At 43.0% G+C, this 20,635-nt stretch carries 15 protein-coding genes; all 15 read right to left on the bottom strand.

Annotation, left to right across the window (positions count from 1 at the left end):
• Window positions 1-52: 52 nt before the first annotated feature.
• A complete protein-coding gene (locus MWH26_RS06415) occupies window positions 53-3,121 on the bottom strand; it encodes a phage tail-like protein (protein WP_247976548.1) in 3,069 nt (1,022 codons plus the stop codon).
• A 19-nt stretch (window positions 3,122-3,140) separates the two neighbouring features.
• Window positions 3,141-4,025, bottom strand: a complete 885-nt coding sequence (locus MWH26_RS06410; RefSeq protein WP_247976547.1) for a hypothetical protein — start codon at window positions 4,023-4,025, stop codon at window positions 3,141-3,143.
• A gap of 10 nt (window positions 4,026-4,035) precedes the next feature.
• Window positions 4,036-6,501, bottom strand: a complete 2,466-nt coding sequence (locus MWH26_RS06405; RefSeq protein ID WP_247976546.1) for a hypothetical protein — start codon at window positions 6,499-6,501, stop codon at window positions 4,036-4,038.
• 5 nt (window positions 6,502-6,506) lie between these two features.
• Complete coding sequence (locus MWH26_RS06400) at window positions 6,507-8,690, bottom strand: hypothetical protein (RefSeq protein ID WP_247976545.1); 2,184 nt, start codon at window positions 8,688-8,690, stop codon at window positions 6,507-6,509.
• A 49-nt stretch (window positions 8,691-8,739) separates the two neighbouring features.
• Window positions 8,740-12,279 carry a hypothetical protein gene (locus MWH26_RS06395; protein ID WP_247976544.1) on the bottom strand — a complete coding sequence of 1,180 codons (3,540 nt, stop codon included), beginning with the start codon at window positions 12,277-12,279 and terminating at the stop codon, window positions 8,740-8,742.
• Window positions 12,280-12,352: 73 nt separating this feature from the next.
• Window positions 12,353-15,490: a tape measure protein gene (locus MWH26_RS06390; protein ID WP_247976543.1), complete on the bottom strand. Its 3,138-nt coding sequence runs from the start codon at window positions 15,488-15,490 to the stop codon at window positions 12,353-12,355.
• Window positions 15,491-15,873: 383 nt separating this feature from the next.
• Complete coding sequence (locus tag MWH26_RS06385) at window positions 15,874-16,230, bottom strand: hypothetical protein (protein ID WP_247976542.1); 357 nt, start codon at window positions 16,228-16,230, stop codon at window positions 15,874-15,876.
• Between the two features lie 34 nt (window positions 16,231-16,264).
• Window positions 16,265-16,681: a phage tail protein gene (locus tag MWH26_RS06380; RefSeq protein WP_247976541.1), complete on the bottom strand. Its 417-nt coding sequence runs from the start codon at window positions 16,679-16,681 to the stop codon at window positions 16,265-16,267.
• 16 nt (window positions 16,682-16,697) lie between these two features.
• Window positions 16,698-17,132: a tail completion protein gp17 gene (gene gp17 / locus MWH26_RS06375; RefSeq protein WP_247976540.1), complete on the bottom strand. Its 435-nt coding sequence runs from the start codon at window positions 17,130-17,132 to the stop codon at window positions 16,698-16,700.
• 6 nt (window positions 17,133-17,138) lie between these two features.
• On the bottom strand, window positions 17,139-17,486 hold the full coding sequence (locus MWH26_RS06370; RefSeq protein ID WP_247976539.1) for an HK97-gp10 family putative phage morphogenesis protein: 348 nt from the start codon (window positions 17,484-17,486) through the stop codon (window positions 17,139-17,141).
• Window positions 17,470-17,796: a phage head closure protein gene (locus tag MWH26_RS06365; protein ID WP_247976538.1), complete on the bottom strand. Its 327-nt coding sequence runs from the start codon at window positions 17,794-17,796 to the stop codon at window positions 17,470-17,472. Before MWH26_RS06365 ends, MWH26_RS06370 begins: the two co-directional genes overlap by 17 nt.
• Entirely contained in the window at window positions 17,796-18,323 is a 528-nt protein-coding gene (locus MWH26_RS06360; protein WP_247976537.1) for a head-tail connector protein, read from the bottom strand. The genes MWH26_RS06365 and MWH26_RS06360 overlap by 1 nt, the downstream gene beginning before the upstream one ends.
• Before the next feature lie 7 nt (window positions 18,324-18,330).
• Window positions 18,331-18,570 (bottom strand): hypothetical protein, encoded by a 240-nt coding sequence (locus tag MWH26_RS06355; protein WP_247976536.1) that lies wholly within the window; start codon window positions 18,568-18,570, stop codon window positions 18,331-18,333.
• A gap of 30 nt (window positions 18,571-18,600) precedes the next feature.
• Window positions 18,601-19,761 carry a phage major capsid protein gene (locus MWH26_RS06350; RefSeq protein ID WP_247976535.1) on the bottom strand — a complete coding sequence of 387 codons (1,161 nt, stop codon included), beginning with the start codon at window positions 19,759-19,761 and terminating at the stop codon, window positions 18,601-18,603.
• Window positions 19,762-19,778: 17 nt separating this feature from the next.
• On the bottom strand, window positions 19,779-20,507 hold the full coding sequence (locus tag MWH26_RS06345; protein WP_247976534.1) for an HK97 family phage prohead protease: 729 nt from the start codon (window positions 20,505-20,507) through the stop codon (window positions 19,779-19,781).
• Window positions 20,508-20,635: the final 128 nt, after the last annotated feature.

Below are 20,635 nucleotides of genomic sequence, written 5' to 3'. Positions count from 1 at the left end.
AATAAACCAGAATAAAAAAAGGCTCTACGTGTTGTGCGTAGAGCCTTTTAAATTAAGATAATTGGATGATTTGAAACGTATAACGATATCTAACAGATACACCAGTAGAAACGCCGGGAAGATTCAACAGCATACGGGTTGGTCCAGTCGCTTTCAGTAGTTGTGAAAACTGAGTCCATTCACTTACACCGCTCGTGAACTGGTACGACATATGAGATGGGGTAAGGTTCGTTTCGGTCATATTCGCCAAACGATAATTAAAACGACCAGATGTAGAGCCTGTAACACTATCAATTTTAAGACTTAACACTACCTGATATACACCACCAGCCACGGTGTTTAAAATCGTTGAATCATTGGTGTTGACCAAATTAAAGGGGTCGGTTTGATATTGCGGGCTAGGATTCGTAAACGAAACAACAAGCATTTTAGAGGCAGGTATAGTACCCGTAGCTTCAATAAAATATTGTTCTGGTTTATCTGGTAGTAGGTAGCAAGGTTTTGCTGCCATATTTTCAAGCGCCGTAACACGGTTTTTTATCGCCGTATCATCATAGCTGGTACCACCACCTGTGGTAGTAAAACGGTTCTTTACATCATCTGCTAACTTTTCATATGTGACGTTATTATCCGCTATTTTATCAGTTGTTACAGCGTAAGTGGCAAGTTTTTGATTACTTACCGCGAAATCTTTTAACTTATAAAAATCTACTGCATTGTTGGCAATATTGGTAGTATTAACCGCACCAGCCGCATTGGAGAGTTTCGTAGCAATCAGATTACGTAACTCCTGATCATTGTAGGCAGTACCCGAGCTACGGAACGTGGATAAATCACAGATATGACTTCCCATATCTGTGATAATCACAAGGTTATCATTACTAAGGGCTACATCAGCAATGATATCACCAACCTGTATATTATCAAGCTGCTGCTGAAGCGAAGCATCAGCCGCATCAACGTAGGCTTTATTTACATCTGCGCTAGTTCCACCTGTAACAGTTGAGGATATCACACCATTGGTAATCGTAATGTTACTACCAGCCGTGTAGGTGATCAAACCATTTAGCTTATTAACCTCTGTCTGCGTAATCAGGCGTGCATCAGGTGCTTTATTTACTTTGTTGTTCTGTAAATTCGTAATGTCTGTTTTGATAGCGGTATCATCATAACTGGTTGCATTATTATTCTGAAGTGAATCTAGTTTAGCCTTATCAGCAGCCGAGAAATTAATGTCCGTCAAGACCTTGCTACCTACTTTATCAACCTTGTTCACTACAGCAGTTTCTACCGCGCTTACACGAGACTTGATAGCCGTATCATCATAGCCCGTTCCGGTAGAACCACCACCAGTAGCAGAGATAACACCATCAGCAGAGATGCTGATACCTGATCCTTCTGTGTAGTTCCTCAGACTATCCAGCTTGCTTTTATCCGCACTCGTGTAATCATTTGTGCTGAGCTGTTTACCATCTACTTTATCTACTTTCTCCGCTTCCACTGCTGTCACGCGGTTTTTTAGCGTAGTATCGTCGTAGCTGGTGCCACCAGCACCAGTAGCATAGCCTGACAAATCCAGTAATTGCCAGTTAGCCGCATTCACAGGAGGCGCATCAGCGAGTGATTGTGCTATTTGATAGACCATGCTGCTGTACAGCTTACCTTGGTAGAATACAATATCTTCCGGCTCGTAGGAGGCGTTTACAAACCACTCATCACGCTTCACCTGCTTTTTGATTTCAAAGGAGCTGGTGTCACTATAATCCCCATTTACATACTTGTCAAACGTCACCGTAGTCCCATCCTTACTGATTTGGAAATCAGTCAAGTAGTTACCAGCGGAAGCAGTAGCCGCTACTCCTAGCTTAGTCCAGCCAGTCGACGTGGTATAGATGTACACGCCTTCGTCTCCATCCGTCTGAAAGACCTGCAAGCCTTGGGCGGGTGCTCCGATCCCTTGCCGCTGCGCTTGCGTCATGCGCGGGGTCAGCAAGGAACCTCGCGTTGTGCTGTTCACCTGCACCTGCGCACTATTTTCAATCGCATCAAAGTCTACCCCAAAACCAATTTGCCCCGTTAACTGCTTGAGGTTAAACGGGTTGTTAGTTCGCCATGTCAGCAAGCTTACCCCCTTTCCGGCGGTTCCTCTGAAGCCGTGGTTGGTGTCGCCAAAGTAGACCGTTGCGGTCGCACCTTCAAACGCGTAATCGTTGCCCCCGCGCATCAGAATATCATTGCGCACGGTCATTAAGCCCGTAAACGTGTTATTCGTATTGAGCAAGGGAACATTGCTGCTCAGACGCGCATCAGCGAGTGTACCACTCGTGAGTAGTGAGGCATCGGTAGTTGCTGTGCCTGAGCCAGCACCACCAGTATTTACTAAATCAGATAAATCAATAGTTTTCGTGCCTGTTGCATTTGTATGCAGATAAATTGCATTACCAACTCGCTCAAATTGGTTAATTACGACTGCTTCCTGTGTCAGATCTTTGACGAAATTGGTATAGCTCGACATGGGAATAGCAACTTGTGAACCATCAGTCATGGTTGCCAGCAATTGATTCATCACCAGACTGGTACTAATACTCTGAATAACAGGTGGTAACGAAGGCTGTAACGGACTTAAATCAACCGTAAACGTGCCTATTTTCGTGGCTATTTGTAATTGATTCCCGGCGAGCGAAGCGCCGGTTAGGCGCGTGTCCTCAACACTTATTTCACCAGTTGCATTAATAGAAACACCACCGCCAATTTTCACCCCGCCTAGTGTGGTAGTAGTGGCTGGTTGTAAGGTATAAGGTGTGCGTAGCGTAGCTAAATCAACGGTTTTGGTACCTTGATTGGTAATGATATTCAAGTTGGTACCATCCAAGTTCAGGCTAGTTACCTTATCGCCTAAAACAGTGGCTAGATCAACACTCTTCGTGCTGGAACTGGTTGCTATTTTCAGCGAAGTACCATCCAAGCTGAGCGTTTGCAGCGTCTCACCAGCCGGAGCTACTAGCGTAATGGCTCTGGTAGCTTGATTATAGGTAATCTGTATATTACCTGTATTTTGCTTTAGTTTATTAGCTACCGCATCAATGGCTTCATTATTTGTATAACGTGTATTCTTTGGCATTATTCATAATTATTTTATCTTACATATCAGCATAAAAGCTAGCTTCATACGGTTTACTCAGCAGCGTACTATATCTACTTCTCACAGCATCCGACAACGTAACCGGTAACACAGACAAACCATTAACATGTGCTTTATTAGTTAAGAAATTAGTGCCCCCTCTACCACCTAGATATAATGGTTGCGCGGATAATACGTAATCGTTTGGGTTGTCAATATTATAATTTCCAAAAACGGTAGAAGTATAGCCATTGACAAGCTGTGAAGATTCATTACTTGATCTACTTAAATCAAATGTAGTCACACGATTAGTTACAATGTTTGGCGTGTTTATTTCCGTCACTTGACTGATACTGTAGGCATCCGGAAGCGGTTTAATTCCGGCTGTGAGCCTACCTGAACTATCCTCCATAAAGGTTCCCCATCCCGAATTACTATTAAAATTATCGGAGTATTCAGCAAAAATAATCGTTTCAAATGCGGTTACAACACTCACCATACCAACCGTTACTTTGCCTGAGCTAACCGAGTACGATGCGCTTTCCACTTTTAGCGCACCTCTTTCAAAGCTGTAACTTTTTTGGTTATTAATCACACTAGTAAGTAATACTCTACTAGTGTTCTGCGTTACAGGCACCATGTCATTACCAAACAAACAGTAGGCTTTTTCCACTTGATTACTACCATTTATTTTATTGCCAAAATGGGCATTTATCCAGCATCCGTTATTAGATCCGGTAATGCCCACATCAGCTATAAATTGATAGCATTCATTGACATAATTAATGTTATGCACAGAACCACCACCCGCTTCTACTCGCTGCTTATAGGCTAACGTTGCAGGTAAAAGAGTAGAAGAAACTGATAGCGTTTTATTACTGTAATACGTAAAATAACTTCTCATTAACTATTTATTAATTTGCTATGCTAACTATTGCTCCTGCACTCGTATCCGTGCGGGTAATAGTCACTTTTAAGGTATCACCCGCCAGCAGTGAAAATGGAATATTCACTGCTGAAGTATTGATGGTGTAGGTCACGGTTGCCACGTTAGATAGCTGCTGACTCGTGTACTCTGCCGCTTGATTTGAACCTATCATGGTGGTGAAATCATTGGCAAAACCGCCGTTAAAGACAAATTCTAGCGTCTTGTTATCCGATGCGGTAGGGGTAGTAGAATTGCCACCACCACCTGTGGTGATCGGTTGCGTTGACCGGAACAGAGAAACCGTCATTTCCGCACTCACCCCCGCGTTGAAACCATCCAATAGCGCATACATGCGTACTCGTTGCCCCGCTGTCAGCTCCATTACCCGCGTGTTTAACGAGCCTTCACGTACCCCGTTGCTATAAAACCACTGAAACCAGGGACCATCGGAGTTGGTGGTACCCGCGCCCTGTCCGTAGCTTCTACCAGCGGGCGCATTGCCATCGTTGGTACGCATCTTCGTGGTAATGAAGTAGGTTCCCGCCACCGGAGCCACATATTCATAGGTAGCGGTATCCCACCCGCCCGTAGTGCCGGTGGGTCGAATATCAGTAACTACAGTGGATAAGGGTACCGTGGCAAAACCACCACCTAGCAACCCGCTGTTGGTTACAGTTGCTACCGCCAGTACAGATAAACCTTGTGAGCTGCTGCTAGTACCCCCTGTGCCCGTTCCACCATCCGTGGTAGAAGTAAGTTGTACTACCACCTCATAGGCATCACCCGCAACCAAGGCTGATAAGCTAGTAGCAGTAGCCGCGTTAATGGTGAACGTCCCGGCTACAAGGTCAGTGGTATATTCACTGCTCATGAGTGCGTACCCATTTGCTACCACAAGTGATAGGATTTGGGCTGAGTTGGCGGGTAACACACCAGAATAGCTAGCATCCAAGGTGCCCTGTAGGGTCTGGATCTCAGAGGTAACTACGGTAGTCGTACCACCTGCATTAATCAGATCGGTTAGATCTACCGTCTTCGTGCCACTGGATGTGGTAAGTACTAGGCTGTTGCCTTGGCGCTGGAAGCTGGTTACCGTCTCCCCTTGCGTTAGGGTTTCCAACTTGGTTTTCAAGGCAGACGTGAAATCCTCAGCGGAAAGCTGCTTACCAAATACCTTATCTACTTTTGTAGCTACCGCAGCTTCAGCAGCGGTTAATCTAGTTTCGGTTGCTGAGACACGTTCTTTAATAGCCGTATCATCATAACTGGTTGCCGTATTATTCTGAAGGGAATCTAATTTAGTGCGGTAAGCTGTAGTAAAATCTTCTGTTGATAATTGCTTACCAGCTACTTTGTCTACTTTATCTAATAATGTATTTTCTACGCTGGTTACACGAGATTTAAGTGCTGCATCATTGTAAGTTGGTGTGTTTTGTAAGGAGTCTAGCTTGGTTTTATCAAGCTGACTGAAGTTTACATCCGTGAGTTGTTTACCCGTTACTTTATCTACTTTGTTAACTACAGCAGTTTCTACCGTACTTACCCTGTTTTTAATAGCGGTATCATCATAACTGGTTGCGGTAGAATTTTCTAATCCAGCCAGCTTGGTTTTCTCTGCACTGGTAAAGTTTTCATCACTCAGTTGTTTACCAGCAACTTTATCTACTTTGTTATTTAAAGCAGCTTGCGTAGCATTGGAAATAGGCTTATTAATATCACGCGTATTATCAACATTATTTAATTGTAGATCAGCCTTGGTAATTGTCTGTTGTTGTCCATCGCTGGTTTCATGTTTAATAGTACCGTTATCCGCGAACATAATAGCATAGTTTAAGCTATCGATAACCGGCTCCCACCACAGCGTACCCGTTCCATCAGCAACATCTACCTTATACACATTATTATCATAGAGGCTTTTGTAAAGGCTATTACGCTCTACTACAAACTCTCCCTGTGCATATACAGTCGCCGGGTTGTAGGTGCCTTTAAACAGGCTACTATCAGCTCCCAAAGCGGCAAGCTTCTGCTTTTCTTCCAGCGTGTAATTCTGATCACTAAGCTGCTTACCAACCACCTTCAGCACACGTCTTTCTACCTCTGTCTCTACAGCTAGAACCGCATTTTCTACATCTACAATATCTGCTTCGTTCTGTGCAGTACGCGCTTGTAATTCCGTATCATCATACTCCCCTGCTACTACCAGCTTCCAGTTCGCATTATTCATGATATTGGTATCTACCAGACCCTTTACCAAAACATATTTGGTACCAGATGGTAAATTCGCTTCCATACCCCATTCCCTACGCGATTCTAGCGTAGCATCACGTTCCGCAAGGGTAGCAGGGTTATGTAAACTGCCTTTGCCATACTTGGCAAAGTGGGTATTATAAATATCTTCAGTGGTAAACGGTGTTATCGGCGCTCCAATGTTATTTCCTTTAATATCAGCCAAAACAATTAATTAATTTTTAAATTGAAGCTACCGGCAGTTTGAATAGTATCGGTATAGAGTAGTTTGTAGCTTCTGCTTACTCCAAATTTATCTTTTATGGTAATATCTTCTACTGTGTACGAACTGAAGGTAGTTGGTCCCTGCTGCACACCGGATGGATTACCTAAGTCAGCACGATATAAGTAATACGGGTACTTACCACCTGAGCAATCAAAATTGTAATCCAAGCCTCTACCGCCACCAATTGCTTTATTACTTAGCACACCATCAGCAGTAGACGCTACAGCAGCTTTTAGCTGAGCTGGTGTTAAAGCAGAGGCACCATAGTATCTGGCTAACGCTGTGTCAATGGTAATACTTCTTGCAAAACTCTCATTTTGCGTATTGATAGCATTAATTTCAAAACTCTTGCTTTCACCTAATTGCAAGGTGAATGCTGGAATATCTAGTACCTCGCTCCCATCGTTAGCTAAGCCTGAACCAATTACAACACCATCACTCTTGATAGAAATAGTATTCGCCTTGCTGTTTATCGTATTACCTATAGACCATGTGAAGGTATCCGTAGAATTAAAGGTGGTTCCCGCTTCTACAGTACGTGATCCTTCACCGTTCCAGTGCAGATAATTGAATACTGGATAATGATATTTCTTAACTAGTTTTTCGTTAAAACCTGCCTGGGTACCAGAATAACTATCACCAGCTTTAAAGCTGCCTATATTCTCCGTAATACCTACAATATTAACGATCACCTTTGACGCATCAATTGTATCTCCAATTGTGCTAACAGCATTTAATTTAATGCGTACATCTTCCGTTAAAATATCCTCACTTACACTGTCAGCTTGCAACGCATAGTTTTCTAAACTTGCTAGCTTCGCTTTATCCGTATTGGTATAATCGTTGGTTGATAGTTGCTTACCCGTAATCTTGTCAACTTTGGTAGCTATACTGGCTACTAGTGCCGCATCATTGTAGTTCTGAAGTCCGGCTAGCTTGGTCTTGTCAGCGCTGGTATAATCATTCGTGCTGAGTCCTTTACCTGCTACTTTGGTTACCTTATCATTAATCAGCTCGCGTAGTTCGGTATCATCATAGCTAGTGCCACCTGTGCCACCGGAGCTGGCAGCATTTACCTGTAGCCAGTAGACGTTGCTAGTAGTCGGGGCAATAGTTGAAGTAGCTATATCCTGCTTTGCTACAAAGACATTACCACCTGATAAGATGAACTGTCCGGTTACGTAGCTACCAGCTCTCCAAGGCTCAGCAGCGGTAACCAGTGCGTCAATACGAGCATTCAAATCAACCTTCGCGGTTTCAATGTTATCCAGTAGATCAGCAGATGCTTGTTCCAGATTCTCTACTCGTGCGCGTAGCTCCGTATCATCATATACAAGCCCACCACCGGCACCCGCGAACACTTCCCAATCAGTACCGCTTGCCGGTGCTACGGTGCTGGTAAAGGCACGTTTAGCGCGGAATAACTGACTGTTGTAGGCTACTACTTCATCAAGCTTGTACTCCCCTTTCAGCCATGAAGTAATTCTAGTTAAGCCCGTACCGTTCACCTCTTCCCAATTCGTATCAGTAGATAAACCAGTAGGTTCAGGAATTAACTTATCTGGATAGCTTGATTTTACTAGATCTTGTTTAGCAGAGAATAAGCGTAGTACACCATCAATATAAAACTTCACTACATCACCATCTGAGTACGTAGATACAAATGGTACGAAGTCCTGAATACCTGCATTTTTATCTTCTAAAGAATCACGCTCTACCCACTGCGCACTTACTTTAATATTGCTAAAACTACCATCAAGCCACACGCTTAACTGTCCATTGCTTGCATACACTAAACGATATTCTTTGCTAGGCTGAGGAAATTCAACCCAGCAAATAGCCCCAAGAGCTAAAAAATCAGGATTTAGATCAGCAAGGGTTTCATCTGTTGCATTACCACCGGGAACGTTACGATCATACAGACGCGCTGATTTATAAAGCGTCTTGGAATTATTCGCACCGGGCAAGGCAGCGGTAATTGCATTTACTACCGTACCAAACCCAACCTTTTTGTTTTCTGGCTCAGCACCACTGCTATCTTCTACTTCAAAATGCGTAGGGTATAATTCGTCGGGAGTAAGGATTTCTGGTAAATCCTTAATAAAGCTTTCTTCTAATTCTTCAGCCATAAATAAATAAGAGTGTATAGCGTATATATTCGCTACACACTCTACTTAATTATCTATTGGCTACTCTATAATATTTTACTCCGTTTACGTTGGCTATCCTGTAATTCTTTATCCCTCTCCTATTCGCTATTCGAGCATTAGCTGGTGTTTGCTTTTCTAGTTCCCCGTACATTCCCGGCGCTAATTTTCTCAGTGTAATTTGGGCTGTGCGCTTCTTTTCATGCTTATAGCAACTGATTACCATAAACCTACCGTCAACATTATCCGCTGGTAAATCCAGCATGGTACCAATCCCTAACTGATCAAAGCCATTTCCGCTAACTTCTCCGGTGATATCATCACTGGCGTATGCTCTAAGTAGCATTCTATCCTGTGCTGCTGTTTCCAGCAAGGGAGTATAGGTCGGGTAGCTAGGACGTTTCCAACCACTAGTAGCCGTAAAGTCTTCCAGGCTTAACGCATGTCTCCACGCATACACATCCATCTTCACTGGTTCCAGCTCTACGGAATTCGCGCCCGGTAAACGGGGTAGATCTGCATGGACTAGTTCAATATCCTCCATCATTCTACCTGTGTCCAGCACCCTATTTAACACGCTCTTTTCAGCGGTTTCATTCCACTCCTGCGCGGCTGGTTGAATCTTCAAGGCAGCGGAAGACACGAGTAGCCTACTGTTACCTTCTACTGTCTGTGGCTGAAGGATAGCTATGCGTACCTGAGTACCGGGCAACCCGAATAGATCCTGCTTAAACTCTTTCCAACGGTCCTTTGAGCTAATTTCAAAGGTTACCGGATCATTGAACGGTTGTCCATCACAGAACACCTGCACTAAGATATTTGCCTTCACTTCCGTTTCACCAAGCAAATCATCCACGTTTTCCAGCTTGGCTTTTATGATTACCCGCATCCAATCCTCATCATCTCCTGTGAGGTGCGGAACGGCTGAGGAAAGCAGGTAAGTACCATTCTGAATAACATCATTGTACTTGCTGAAGCGTACTGCTTTTTCACCTGCCTTTTCCCCGTTGACTTGCTCAATGGTTAAGGCTCCTGTGATAGACCAGTTCTGAGGACGCTTATCAACGAAGGTTAAGAACTTCCCATTTTTGATCAGGTTCTCTTCTAGCTGAAGCTTCACCCTAGCTGTTACAATAGATGCGGCTGAAACGGTAGTGCGCTGCTGACTTGAATTGATCCAGTAGAGTTCATTAGCGCCGGTAGCATCCTTGTGCGGAAGAATACGCATTGGTTCCAGACGTGAGCCGGTTGTAGTCAGCTTTACACCCGCTGAAGACCATGTTCTAAACTCGTATTCATCCATTGCTTCATTCAAGCCTACGATATGCCAGCATCCGTTTTTCTGATACAGGAACGCGTTGAAATTGCGTAGGATCGCATCTATGACGGTTCTACAATCAATTACATCTTCATCCTTAATAATAGTATCCGATTTCTTATTGTAAGCGGTTCTGTGAGCATAGGCTAGTTCCAGCGGATCACCATCTTCCGCCATTAATTTATCTCTCAAGTTCACGCCACAGCTTAGCTGCATGTTTACATCTGTGCGGCTCAAGCAAGAAAGAATAGTAGACAACAGATTGGTACGCCCTACTTGCGGCTCTCGTTTGTGGTTCAGTAAGAACGTGTTCTTCAGTGCGCCTAAGCCATCGGTAGCGGTTAACACCACTCTATCACCAGCTCCTAGCAACCGCTCACTGTAAGAGGTAGCATCTATGTAACCTCTAAACTGAATCTGATCGTTGCGGTAATGGTCTACCCTGTGGTTCCTATCATCTTTCAGGATCGTAGCAACAAACTGTTGTGCTACCTGAGTGCGCAAGGAAAAATCTAATGTGGCACCTACAGATTCCGGTACATATCCATCCTTAGAGCTACCACTATCCCAACTTAAAACCACTGGATCACCATCAGCACACACATCCGTAACAGCTCCCTTCCAGCCTCTTTCATAGATGCGGGTTTCTAGCTTGGTTCCTTCGTAGTCATCATAGATCAATCTCCAACGAAGACGGTGTTCATCCTTTATTTCAAAATCTGCTTTCAGCAAACGGTTCTGTGCATCACGTACTTCCACCACGTATTTACGCGCTGCTAGATTCTCATACTTGCCGGTAGTGTTGTCCTGCACTGGATCAACCATGTGAAAGCGAAGCGGTAAGGATGGACTATCTGCAATGATCCACGCGCTACCATTATCCGCACCTTCATCATCCAGATCATTCTTGATGATATCAATGATGCGTAAGTCACCGGCTGCTGCTTCTGCTTTCGTGTCCGTATCTACAAAATAAAATCTATCCCTGTTTTCTTCTGAATAAGGCAAATCAGGATTTTGCAAGTGAAAATAAACACGTCTATACAGCGTACCAATAAAGTACTGATCAATGGGTTCACTTTCTGGAATAACGTAATGAAAGGGTGTATAATTAGGTATTAACTCCCAGTATTGATTTGATTTTTTATACTCTGGTTTTGGCAATTGGTTACCGGGAAAATTACGGGATTCAAAATAAGTACGGGCTTTATAAAAACAATTCCAGCCATACCGCGCAATTTCCCCCTGTTTTATTACCCCGTAGTCAACTAATTTTAAATCACCCTTTGAGTTTTTTACATAACTTTTCAGGTTCGGATCAAACGTCCATTCCGTTAATGGAATACGCTTCCAAAATCCCAAATTTTCCCCGTTTGCATCGGGGTAAGGCAGCTTACGCTTGTTATCCTTGTACATCTCCCCATTCATGTACACAGCAGCCTTGAAATAAGCAGAAAACGGCTCTCCATTTCTCGTGTAGCGTACAATATCCCCTATCTTATATTCAGTGGTATACTGGTAGAAATCGGGGTAGGTAAGCGCTATCTTATCCACTGCATAGCCTTGCTTGGTGGTTTTATTCCACGCTAAACCGGATAAAAAACCCCTTCCACCCCCATTTTGCTGGTTATGGACATATTCATACTTTGCCCATAGCGTTTTCGTGGCAACGTTATCTCCCGGCTCACCAGAGCCAATGGTAGCACCGGCTTCAATGGTGACTGGATCGGAGTTAAGCCGGTTATTATTTCCATCCTGCACGTAGGCAGCGTAGGTACCTCTTTTTAAGCCCGTAAAGGTGAAGGTGCCGAAGGTGGAGTTTACCGTTTTGTTGCCCCCCCCTACTAGGTACACCGTAAGCGGTGGCACGGAACTACGAACACTAATGGTGAAGGCACCATCATCAGCCGATAAGCCAGAAGTATTGGTACCGTATAAGCCCGTAATTTCCAGATCAGAAGTACCCTCACAGGCGATATCATTTTCATACACATCACGAATAGCATCACCATTCGGATTCGTACCATTTCCGTAGACTTTGTGCCGCACCCCATCCCCATTTACTACATCACAGTAATCATCTACTAAGCTATTCTCATCTAAATTAAAAATAGAACACGTTGCATTACTACCCCCTTGCCTTTCTAATACCGCTTGTCCGGCTTTACGAGACTCAATATTATAGTAAGTCTCTTCATAGTTATAATATCCGGTTCTAGGTACACATGTTCTACGCACTAATATTCTTGCCATATACAGTTATAATTATACCGTATATATTCTAGCAGGTAAAGCAATAAAAAAGGCTCCTACGGGAGCCTTTTTGTTAGCGGTAATTCGTTAATCTGTATTCATCTACCCCCATCACTACGCGTAATTTATTTGGTTCAATATCTACTTGAGCCTCTTTAAATTCCACAATGATCTTCACGTTCTGGTTCTCCTTGGTAGAGGTAACAGAATCAGGAGCCTTATAGGCGCTGGTAGTTGGAGCAGACATACCACCGCTGCTAGGCGTGATAGCCGAACCACCAATAGATACCAGTGTACCGGCTAGAGCCAAGGCACCACCGGCTACCAGTTCATAGCCTCCGGCGGCTACCATTGCCGGATTACCAGACGCAATACCTAACGCAACGTGTCCGGCACCAAGCAAGAGAAGCTGCTTACCAAAGTCCTTCATGAAGTTTCCGATAATGGTTAAGGTCTTGCCGAAAATGCTTTTCAGACCATCAGCAACGGACATTTGACCAGACACAATGTTACCAATGCCTTCTACAATCACAAACCCAATCTGACCTAATGAATCAGATGCTTGCTGCGCGGCACCCGCATATACATCAGTCAAATCCAGTTCTCCTTTCAGACCGGCTAGCGCATCTTTGGCTTGCTTGATCTGTGCATCAGATGTGCCGTTACTCTGCATATCTCGGATAGCATCCTGACTCTTTCTAATGCGTTCCTCTAACTCAGATTGTGCCTTACCAGTGGCTAAATCTTCAAATGAATTACCACCACCTGTAGCGGTTTGTGCAACCTTACCAAAGAAGCCAGAAGGTTTGGTTTTGGGTTGGGTATCCCCATTTAGCCCCTCTAGCAATTGATCAGCAGAAGCATCACGTTTAGCTTGTGCGGCGGCTACTCGTGCTTTCTCTAACTCAGCTTGTAGTTCCTTGGCTTGTTCAATCTCAGCTTGTAGATAGCGGTCATTTTCTTCAGCACCTTCTTTCTTCAGCCTTTCAGCGGCTTGTAAGGATTGTGCTAACTGAGATTCCAGAATCTTAACCTTCTCTTGCGCATCATCAGCCGTTTTACCAAGCGCTTGCATTTGCTCAGCGGTTAGCGCAATAGAGCGTTCCGCATCTAAGAAGATTTCTCTGAATTTAACGTTGTCGTTATATTCTTGGCTTAGCTGGATCAGGTTCTTGTACTCAGTGCTAGCGGCGGTAAACTCAGGTGATTTTTCCACCCTACCTGTTTTATCTAATTCAATCAAACGATCCATGTAGGTTTTATACACCTTCGCTTTTTCACCGGCTACATCATACGCATCACCTTGTAATTTAAACTCATTATTTACTTTACGTAATCCATCTCTGAAATCATCATGTGCCTTTGCTAAATCAGATATTTCTTTCGCTGCTTTCTTCGCATCCGATTTAGAGCCAACACCTAGTTCATCAATTTCCTTGATCTGCGCCTTTTTAGCAGCTACCAATTTATTGTTAGAGGCAATTTGCTCAGCATCACGTTCTTTGCTTAGTTTATCGGTTTCCTCTTCCAGCTTCTTAATATCCGCTTCTAAAGCAGCTCTGGAATCCAGAATAGCTTTATCCTTTTTCTTAGCAGCTTCAATAATGGCTTGTTCACGCTTATCCTCAGCATCAACTATAGGAGCTAAACCAATCGTTTTACGTGCCTTGTTAACCTCATTCAGTGCTTCTAATTCGGCTTTCTTAGTTAGATTCACCCGGTTCGTTAATTGCTTGCGGTATGCAATACCATCAGGACTTTCAGCCGTAATTTTCTGATCTGGTAACTGGATACCTTGACTGTTAAATCTAGGAGTAGTAATCACACGCTGCTTATCCAGCTTATCTAATTCCGCTTTGGCTTGCTTGCTACGCTTAACCAAATCATCATAATTAACTTTCAGATCTGGTAAAGCGGTTGCTGCTTTTTCCTTCGCAATATCCTGCAACACTTTGAGGTACTGCTTTGCCTTTCCGGTACTGATCTGCATGGTATTACCATATTCATCTGTAGCGGTAATAGCTCCCGGTGTTACCTCTCCTATTCTCTGAATAGTCTCTTTCAGGTTTACTTGCTCATCAGCCGTAAGCTTCGCTTTCTTGCTCAGCTCATCATAGCGCTTGAGTAGTGGATTCAACTGGTTGCCTAACTCATCAGCACTCTTGGCACTCTCCTTAAACTCGTCGGTAGCTGATTTACTGGTTGCCACATAGTACACGAGTGCAGCGGATACCGCTGCTAAGGCAATACCAACGGGACCAAGACTAGTGTAGAGCAACGTACCAGCCCCTTGCAGCGCTTTAAAGCCTTCAACGGCTACAGGTATGGCTTTACCAAGCGAACCAACGGCAAACAGCACCGGACCAGCACCCGCCGCTACCCCGGCAAAGCCAAGAATAAGCTTCTGTGTCGCTGGATCAAGTGAAGCGAAGGTTTCCGCAAGGTTGGTAACACTGGCGCTGACATTATTAGCCAGTTCTTCTAAGCCTAGCGCATTGTTAGCAGAATCACCAAGCTTGCTGAGTGCTAGCGTACCTGCATCCGATAAGTTCTCCAATGCATTCTTTAACCCACCAGTGACTTTGGGCAGCTTACCAAACTCTTCGGTAATCCTCTCTACAAACTCCTTACTCGTAATACCGGCTTTGCGCAATCCTTCCGCATTGCTAGCGCCAAAGGCTTGTTTCATGACCGTACCAATTTGCGGTAATGCATCCTTGAGCTGGTTCAAGTCCTGCTGCATCACCGTACTTGAGTTGCTGATCTGCACGAGTGCGGTATTCACTCTATCCAGTTCCGCTTTCCCCTTGCCTACGGTAGCCAATGCACCACCAAAGGCTAGGAGCATGGTTCTAGCTTCTTTGGCGCTGAATCCAGCCGCTTGCAGGTTGGTAGCCCCTTGTAGCGCTTCCTTCAAGCCAAGCCCCGGTAGCTTGGCTATTTCAAGCGTTTTCTTAATCTCTGTGCCTACATCACCAGCTCCCTTGTAAACCGCTTTGAAACCTTGCTCTAAGCCTTGGATATCAGCCGTTGTTTTAATGGCTGCATAAGAGAGTAAACCAAGTGGTGCTGTTACATAGGTAGTCAGGCTTGCACCTGTATTCTTAGCTCCTTCCGCTAATCTGCCTAAGCCTTTTTCCGCTTGCTTTATTCCGGCTTCAAATCCATCAATTCTAGCATTGATAACGATTGCTAATTGTTCTAAATCCACTATTCATAATTCTTATTTTTATATGCGCCCCTTCGCTTTCATTTTTTCATAAAGAGCTATGCTAGCCGCAATTTTTCTAGCGTTTTCCTTTTCAATATCCTCATAGTCCGTAGGCAGTGTGATATAATCTCTATAATGCAAAGGCTTTTGACGCATGTGATTATACGTTTCCGTTGCAATGCGTCGGGTTCTATCCCATTTATGCCACTGTTTAATATTATATCCATTGACACGGCGTTGGTATTCATTCCATGTCATGTGCCATATTTCGTCTTCGCGTATACCAACTTCCCCACAGGCATAATCTAAAAAAGCGCACCAGCTACCAGAATACTCATCTTCTGGTTCTGGTGCGCTTTCTTGTTGATTATCGCTTGTAGGTTTTACGCTTCCGACTTTTTTGGCGTATCACGCTTCATTGCAGCCATTACTTCAAATAATTTGGCAATTTCTTCCGGTCCAGCCATATCAGACCAAAAGCATACTGTAACAGGCGTATAATCAATAACCTGATCTTTAAATGTATCATACGCTGCAAGAGCTGAATACAAGTAATCATTGATCCATACATTATTCTCCATATTGTTTTCAAAAGTAAACTTACCAATCTCATCTACGTAAGTACGTAGTTCAATATTACGAACCTTGCAAAATAATTTAGCTTGATAGGTACCAATATGAAATCCACGCTCTTTACCACCAATAGTCATTGTGCCGAAACCACGTTCTACAATCTCCATCTATAATAATTATTTTATAACGTATATAGTTAGATTATGCTTCCATTACCAAAGGAGCAGCGCCTACCAAGTTAGCAGTCCACGTAACAGCACCATCTTTAGGAATGCTGATATCTACGTTGGTCAAATATGCTTTTGAAGTGAAAACCTCACCATCCAAACCACCTAATTCATATTCAATATCAAACAGGGTTTTGCTACGCAAGATGGTGTACATATCCTTCATGCTTACGTTAGTAGCAGCATCATCCCCATTAATTACACGGAAAACAGCAGAGATACTACCATCCCATGATTCAGCGCCGGGCTTTTGCGTTTTAAATCCTTTGCTACCCATGCAGCTTACATCAACCATATCAAACTTGGTTGAAAAGTTTGCTGATTCAGCGCAACCTAAAGTTTTAGAGTTTACTTTAATCGCAACTTCAGTTCCAATAACTTCATTAATCATTAGTTAATAATTATTTTTATTTGTTTTTAAAGACAATTGTCTTTACTCGTATATATCGCAAAACCTCTAAAGAATTATTGTTATATCGGCTTGCATTACGCTTATAATCAACCACTAAGGGACGCATACTGTACCCATCAGCAAGAGGTAACTTCTTACCATCCAATGCATTAACTACTTGTCCACTAATTGTGTAGATAGGTAGATCATAGGCAATACCGGGATCAGGAAAGGATGTGAGAATAGTTAATTGAAATACACACTCTGCATATTTACACGCCATAGCACCACTGGTAGCAGCGGTTGATACTTGACTCAGTAAGATATAAGGAGCTGAAGCGGTTGAGGGTACGTGAGAGTATACCGGAACCACTTGATCACCAAGCGTAATTACAGGAGTAGTTACGGCTGCATAAATGGCTTTTTGTACTTCAATATCTGGATCAAACACGCTTACTTATTTAAATTTTATAGCTGCTTTCACATTGCGTAGAAAGGCTTCTTTATGCATGTGGTACGCTGGATATAAGAATGGTTGTGGCGTGTTACGACCATTACCAAATTCAACCCATACCGCATACTCCGCGCTAGCTGTAACACTACCAGCGTAGGCACCTTTTATATTGGCATGAATAGAGCTACGCAAGTAACCGCTATCAACAGGAGCTAATTTCTTAGCATCTGATTCAATAGCTAATAAGGTAGAGGCTACTTCCGCTTGTACCTTCTGCTTACTTCTGGTAGCCCACGCTTTTAATTTAGTTGATAAATTATCAGCACCTTCTAGTTTAACTGTTGCGCTCAATTCCGTTTAAATATATTTCTGTATAGTTCTTATTAAATCTTACACTAGTAATACTGATCTTCTTACCCTTCCATTCTAAACGCTGCATAGGAGTAATTGCAGCATCATAGCGCAAGGTGAATTGGTAAGGTTGATGATAGATCACTTTCCCATCTACTAATTCCTCTTTTGCTGGCAGCATCTCCACAGCCGCCCAACGGGTTACGCTGGTAGCAGTGGATACCGCTATTGTGCCCAATGCATCCGTAGTAGTAACAGATGCAGGTGTTATGATGGTGATAACCTCTCTAAACTTACCCGCTGCACTCATTACACCCTACTTAGTTTTCTATAAGGAGCTAGCAGCGTTTTAAAACTGATACTAAGCTCTTTATTGGTTTCATTGGTACTGTTTTCTCTATTCTCATAGAGATCAGCAGCAATTTTAGCAATAGCTATTTTCACAGCAGCCGGTACATCTTCAGGATGTATTTCTACACCGTAGGTAATGGTATAGCTAGGTGCAAAAGCATAATCAATCGGTAGGCTCCTTTCAATAATGCTACCTTTTAAATATTCTACATAATTAGTATAGCCGTTTTCTAATTCATCCACACTGGTAAATACACCACTAACACTGAGAATATCAGCCGTAGGAATAGTTAACTTATCCAGAATGGAAAAGGTCTTAGACTTTACTTTGCTGATATAATCAACGTTGGTATACTTTTCAGCTTTTTCTCTAGCTGCACGTATGAATAGTTCAATCAAAGCTGAGTCTTCAGCCGCAATTAGCTTAGAGTAGGCTTTGAATAGTTCAATTGATACAGGTTCAATAGGATTAAGTAGAATAGGCATTCAATAATTACTTCTTTTCTACCTTTTTGGTAGTTGGTTTGGTTTCACGTTTAGCGTGAATAGGCTCATTAATAATTGATTCAAAATTAGGCTGAATAGAAGGGGGTAATACCCCTTCTATTTCACCTTTTGCATCATCTACTAAATTCGCTTGCTTCAATTCGTTCGCTATGTGAGCTGTTACGTCTTTTACTTCACCTGCTACCCACATTTCTGAACGGTAGTAGAAGGAAGTTTTAGCAATCATTTTCATTAGATAATTATTATTTTAAATTAATTAAGAAGCAGCAGGAGCAACAGGAGCAGCAGACAAAGCAGCTTTAGCAGCAGCAAACGTGCCTTTTACCAATGCTGAGGGACGAACAACCGCCTGTAGCAAACGCTCTTCGATAACTACGGTGATTTTGTTAGTCACAAAATCATCTTCGTTGCTATCTGAAATCTTGATAGATAGGTCTTCAATCATGAAGGTTTCTACCGCTAGATCAAGGTTAGCTACCAAGAACTCACCGGGATTCATTGCGTCAATCTCGGCAATCTGGATACGACTAACTTGGTTAACACCAGAAGTGAAGATGTTAGGCAGGATGTAGCGACCATCAGCATCTTTGGTTAGCTCTAGTGCGGTTACATCGTCAGGATGCATGAATACCACGTTAGCGCGGTACATGCTCTTGCGCACCTGATTCACAGCAGCGCGGATAACGTCAATGGTTTGAGCGTTGCTTACGCGCAAGGAACCAGCGTTGAAAGGAATAGCAAGCGGGAAAAGACCTTGGATCTCACCATTAGCACCAGAACCGTACAATAGCTGAGCATCCTCTTCTACTAGAACCATCTCCACACCTTTACCTTGGAAGCTGTAGGTTAGAGCAGGTGCATCATGGGCGGTTTCAGTGGAAACCTTGTAGTGCATGGCAAGCTTAGCGCCGTTTGCCGTAACCGGCTCTGTCTTGAAGCTCACTTTAGGCTTGCGGGTACCTTCAGCGGTTAGCGCTGGCTTACCTTCAGGTAGCAACTCACGATCATATACGTAGGTAGGGGTAGCCAATTTACCGATACGCATAAAGTCGCGAACGTGAGTAAGACGGTTAGGCTGTTGGATATAACCACCACGAGAAATATCATTTTGGCTGGTAGATACACCTGTGTTGCCACGTAGCATATCAACAGGAGCCTTAACTTCTACTGCTTTACCACCTTTAACAAGTGATTTGATCTCAGCAGTCTTTTCAGCTACTACAGTTTCTAGGCTTTTAACTTCTACCTGAGCATTGCTCATAGCAGAACGCTTTTGCTCAGCAGCAACAGCGTCAATTGATTTCTGAACTAGTTGTAGATCAGCATTAATTTTTTCCTGTACTGAATTAACTTGCTTGGTTACATCAGACTTAATTTCATTAGCAATTTCAATTGCAGATTTAACTTCATGTTCCATTAATAATTAGGATATTTTTATTTTATATTTTTCCAAGCTTTAGATAGCTCAGCTAATTCACGCATCTTCATATCTACCACCGGCTCAAGCACTAGTTCAGGAGTGGAAATAACTTCCGGCTCTTTAGCCTTGAGTGATTCATTAATATCAAATAGTGACTTAGTAATTATGGCATGTTCAATTGCAAGCCTATGCCGTGCTTCATCCGTTAGATTGCCAACGGATATAGCTTTAGTAAAGCGTTCAGAACGCTCCTTTATTTCTTCTAATACTTCTAGTGGATCAGCAGATTTAAAGCCTAAAAAGGGAGTATTTGGATTAGAGCCAAATACTACGGCTGAACCTTCTACTAGCTTGGCTTCCGTGATAATGCGTACTCCATTATCAGCCATTTTCTTCTGCATCGTGTAGAAGCCTACACTGTGCTGATTAATAGACCCTGATTTATATCCATCTAGGATTTCATCAGCCGTTCTATTATTATCTAGCTTCGCTACACCACGTAGACCAAACTCATCTTCGCGAAACTCTTTTACATCAAATAAACCAGCCGGTATTTTTGATGCATCATGGTTCCATAAGAAAGGAATGTAGCTTGATTCACTAATTGTCTTTGCCCACGCTCCTTTTTGAAATCTATCATTATGAGAATCTACCGTTAGATGCTCAGCAAGACGTATTTCTACACGTCTACTAGATGCATCAACATCCATCAGTGTTGTAGGCGTATTCTTTAATTCAATCATCAATAGGATTAATTTCTATATCCTATATATCATGCTGTTATATTTCATTTTTTCAACACTTACCAACAGCATTGAAAAATATTTTCACTTTTTTCTATCCGACTATTGTATTGTACGTCATATGTCGT

Origin of the sequence: Hymenobacter sublimis (assembly GCF_023101345.1) — a bacterium.
GTDB classification, from domain to species: Bacteria; Bacteroidota; Bacteroidia; order Cytophagales; family Hymenobacteraceae; genus Hymenobacter; species Hymenobacter sublimis.
This window is presented reverse-complemented; position numbering and strand designations above follow the sequence as displayed.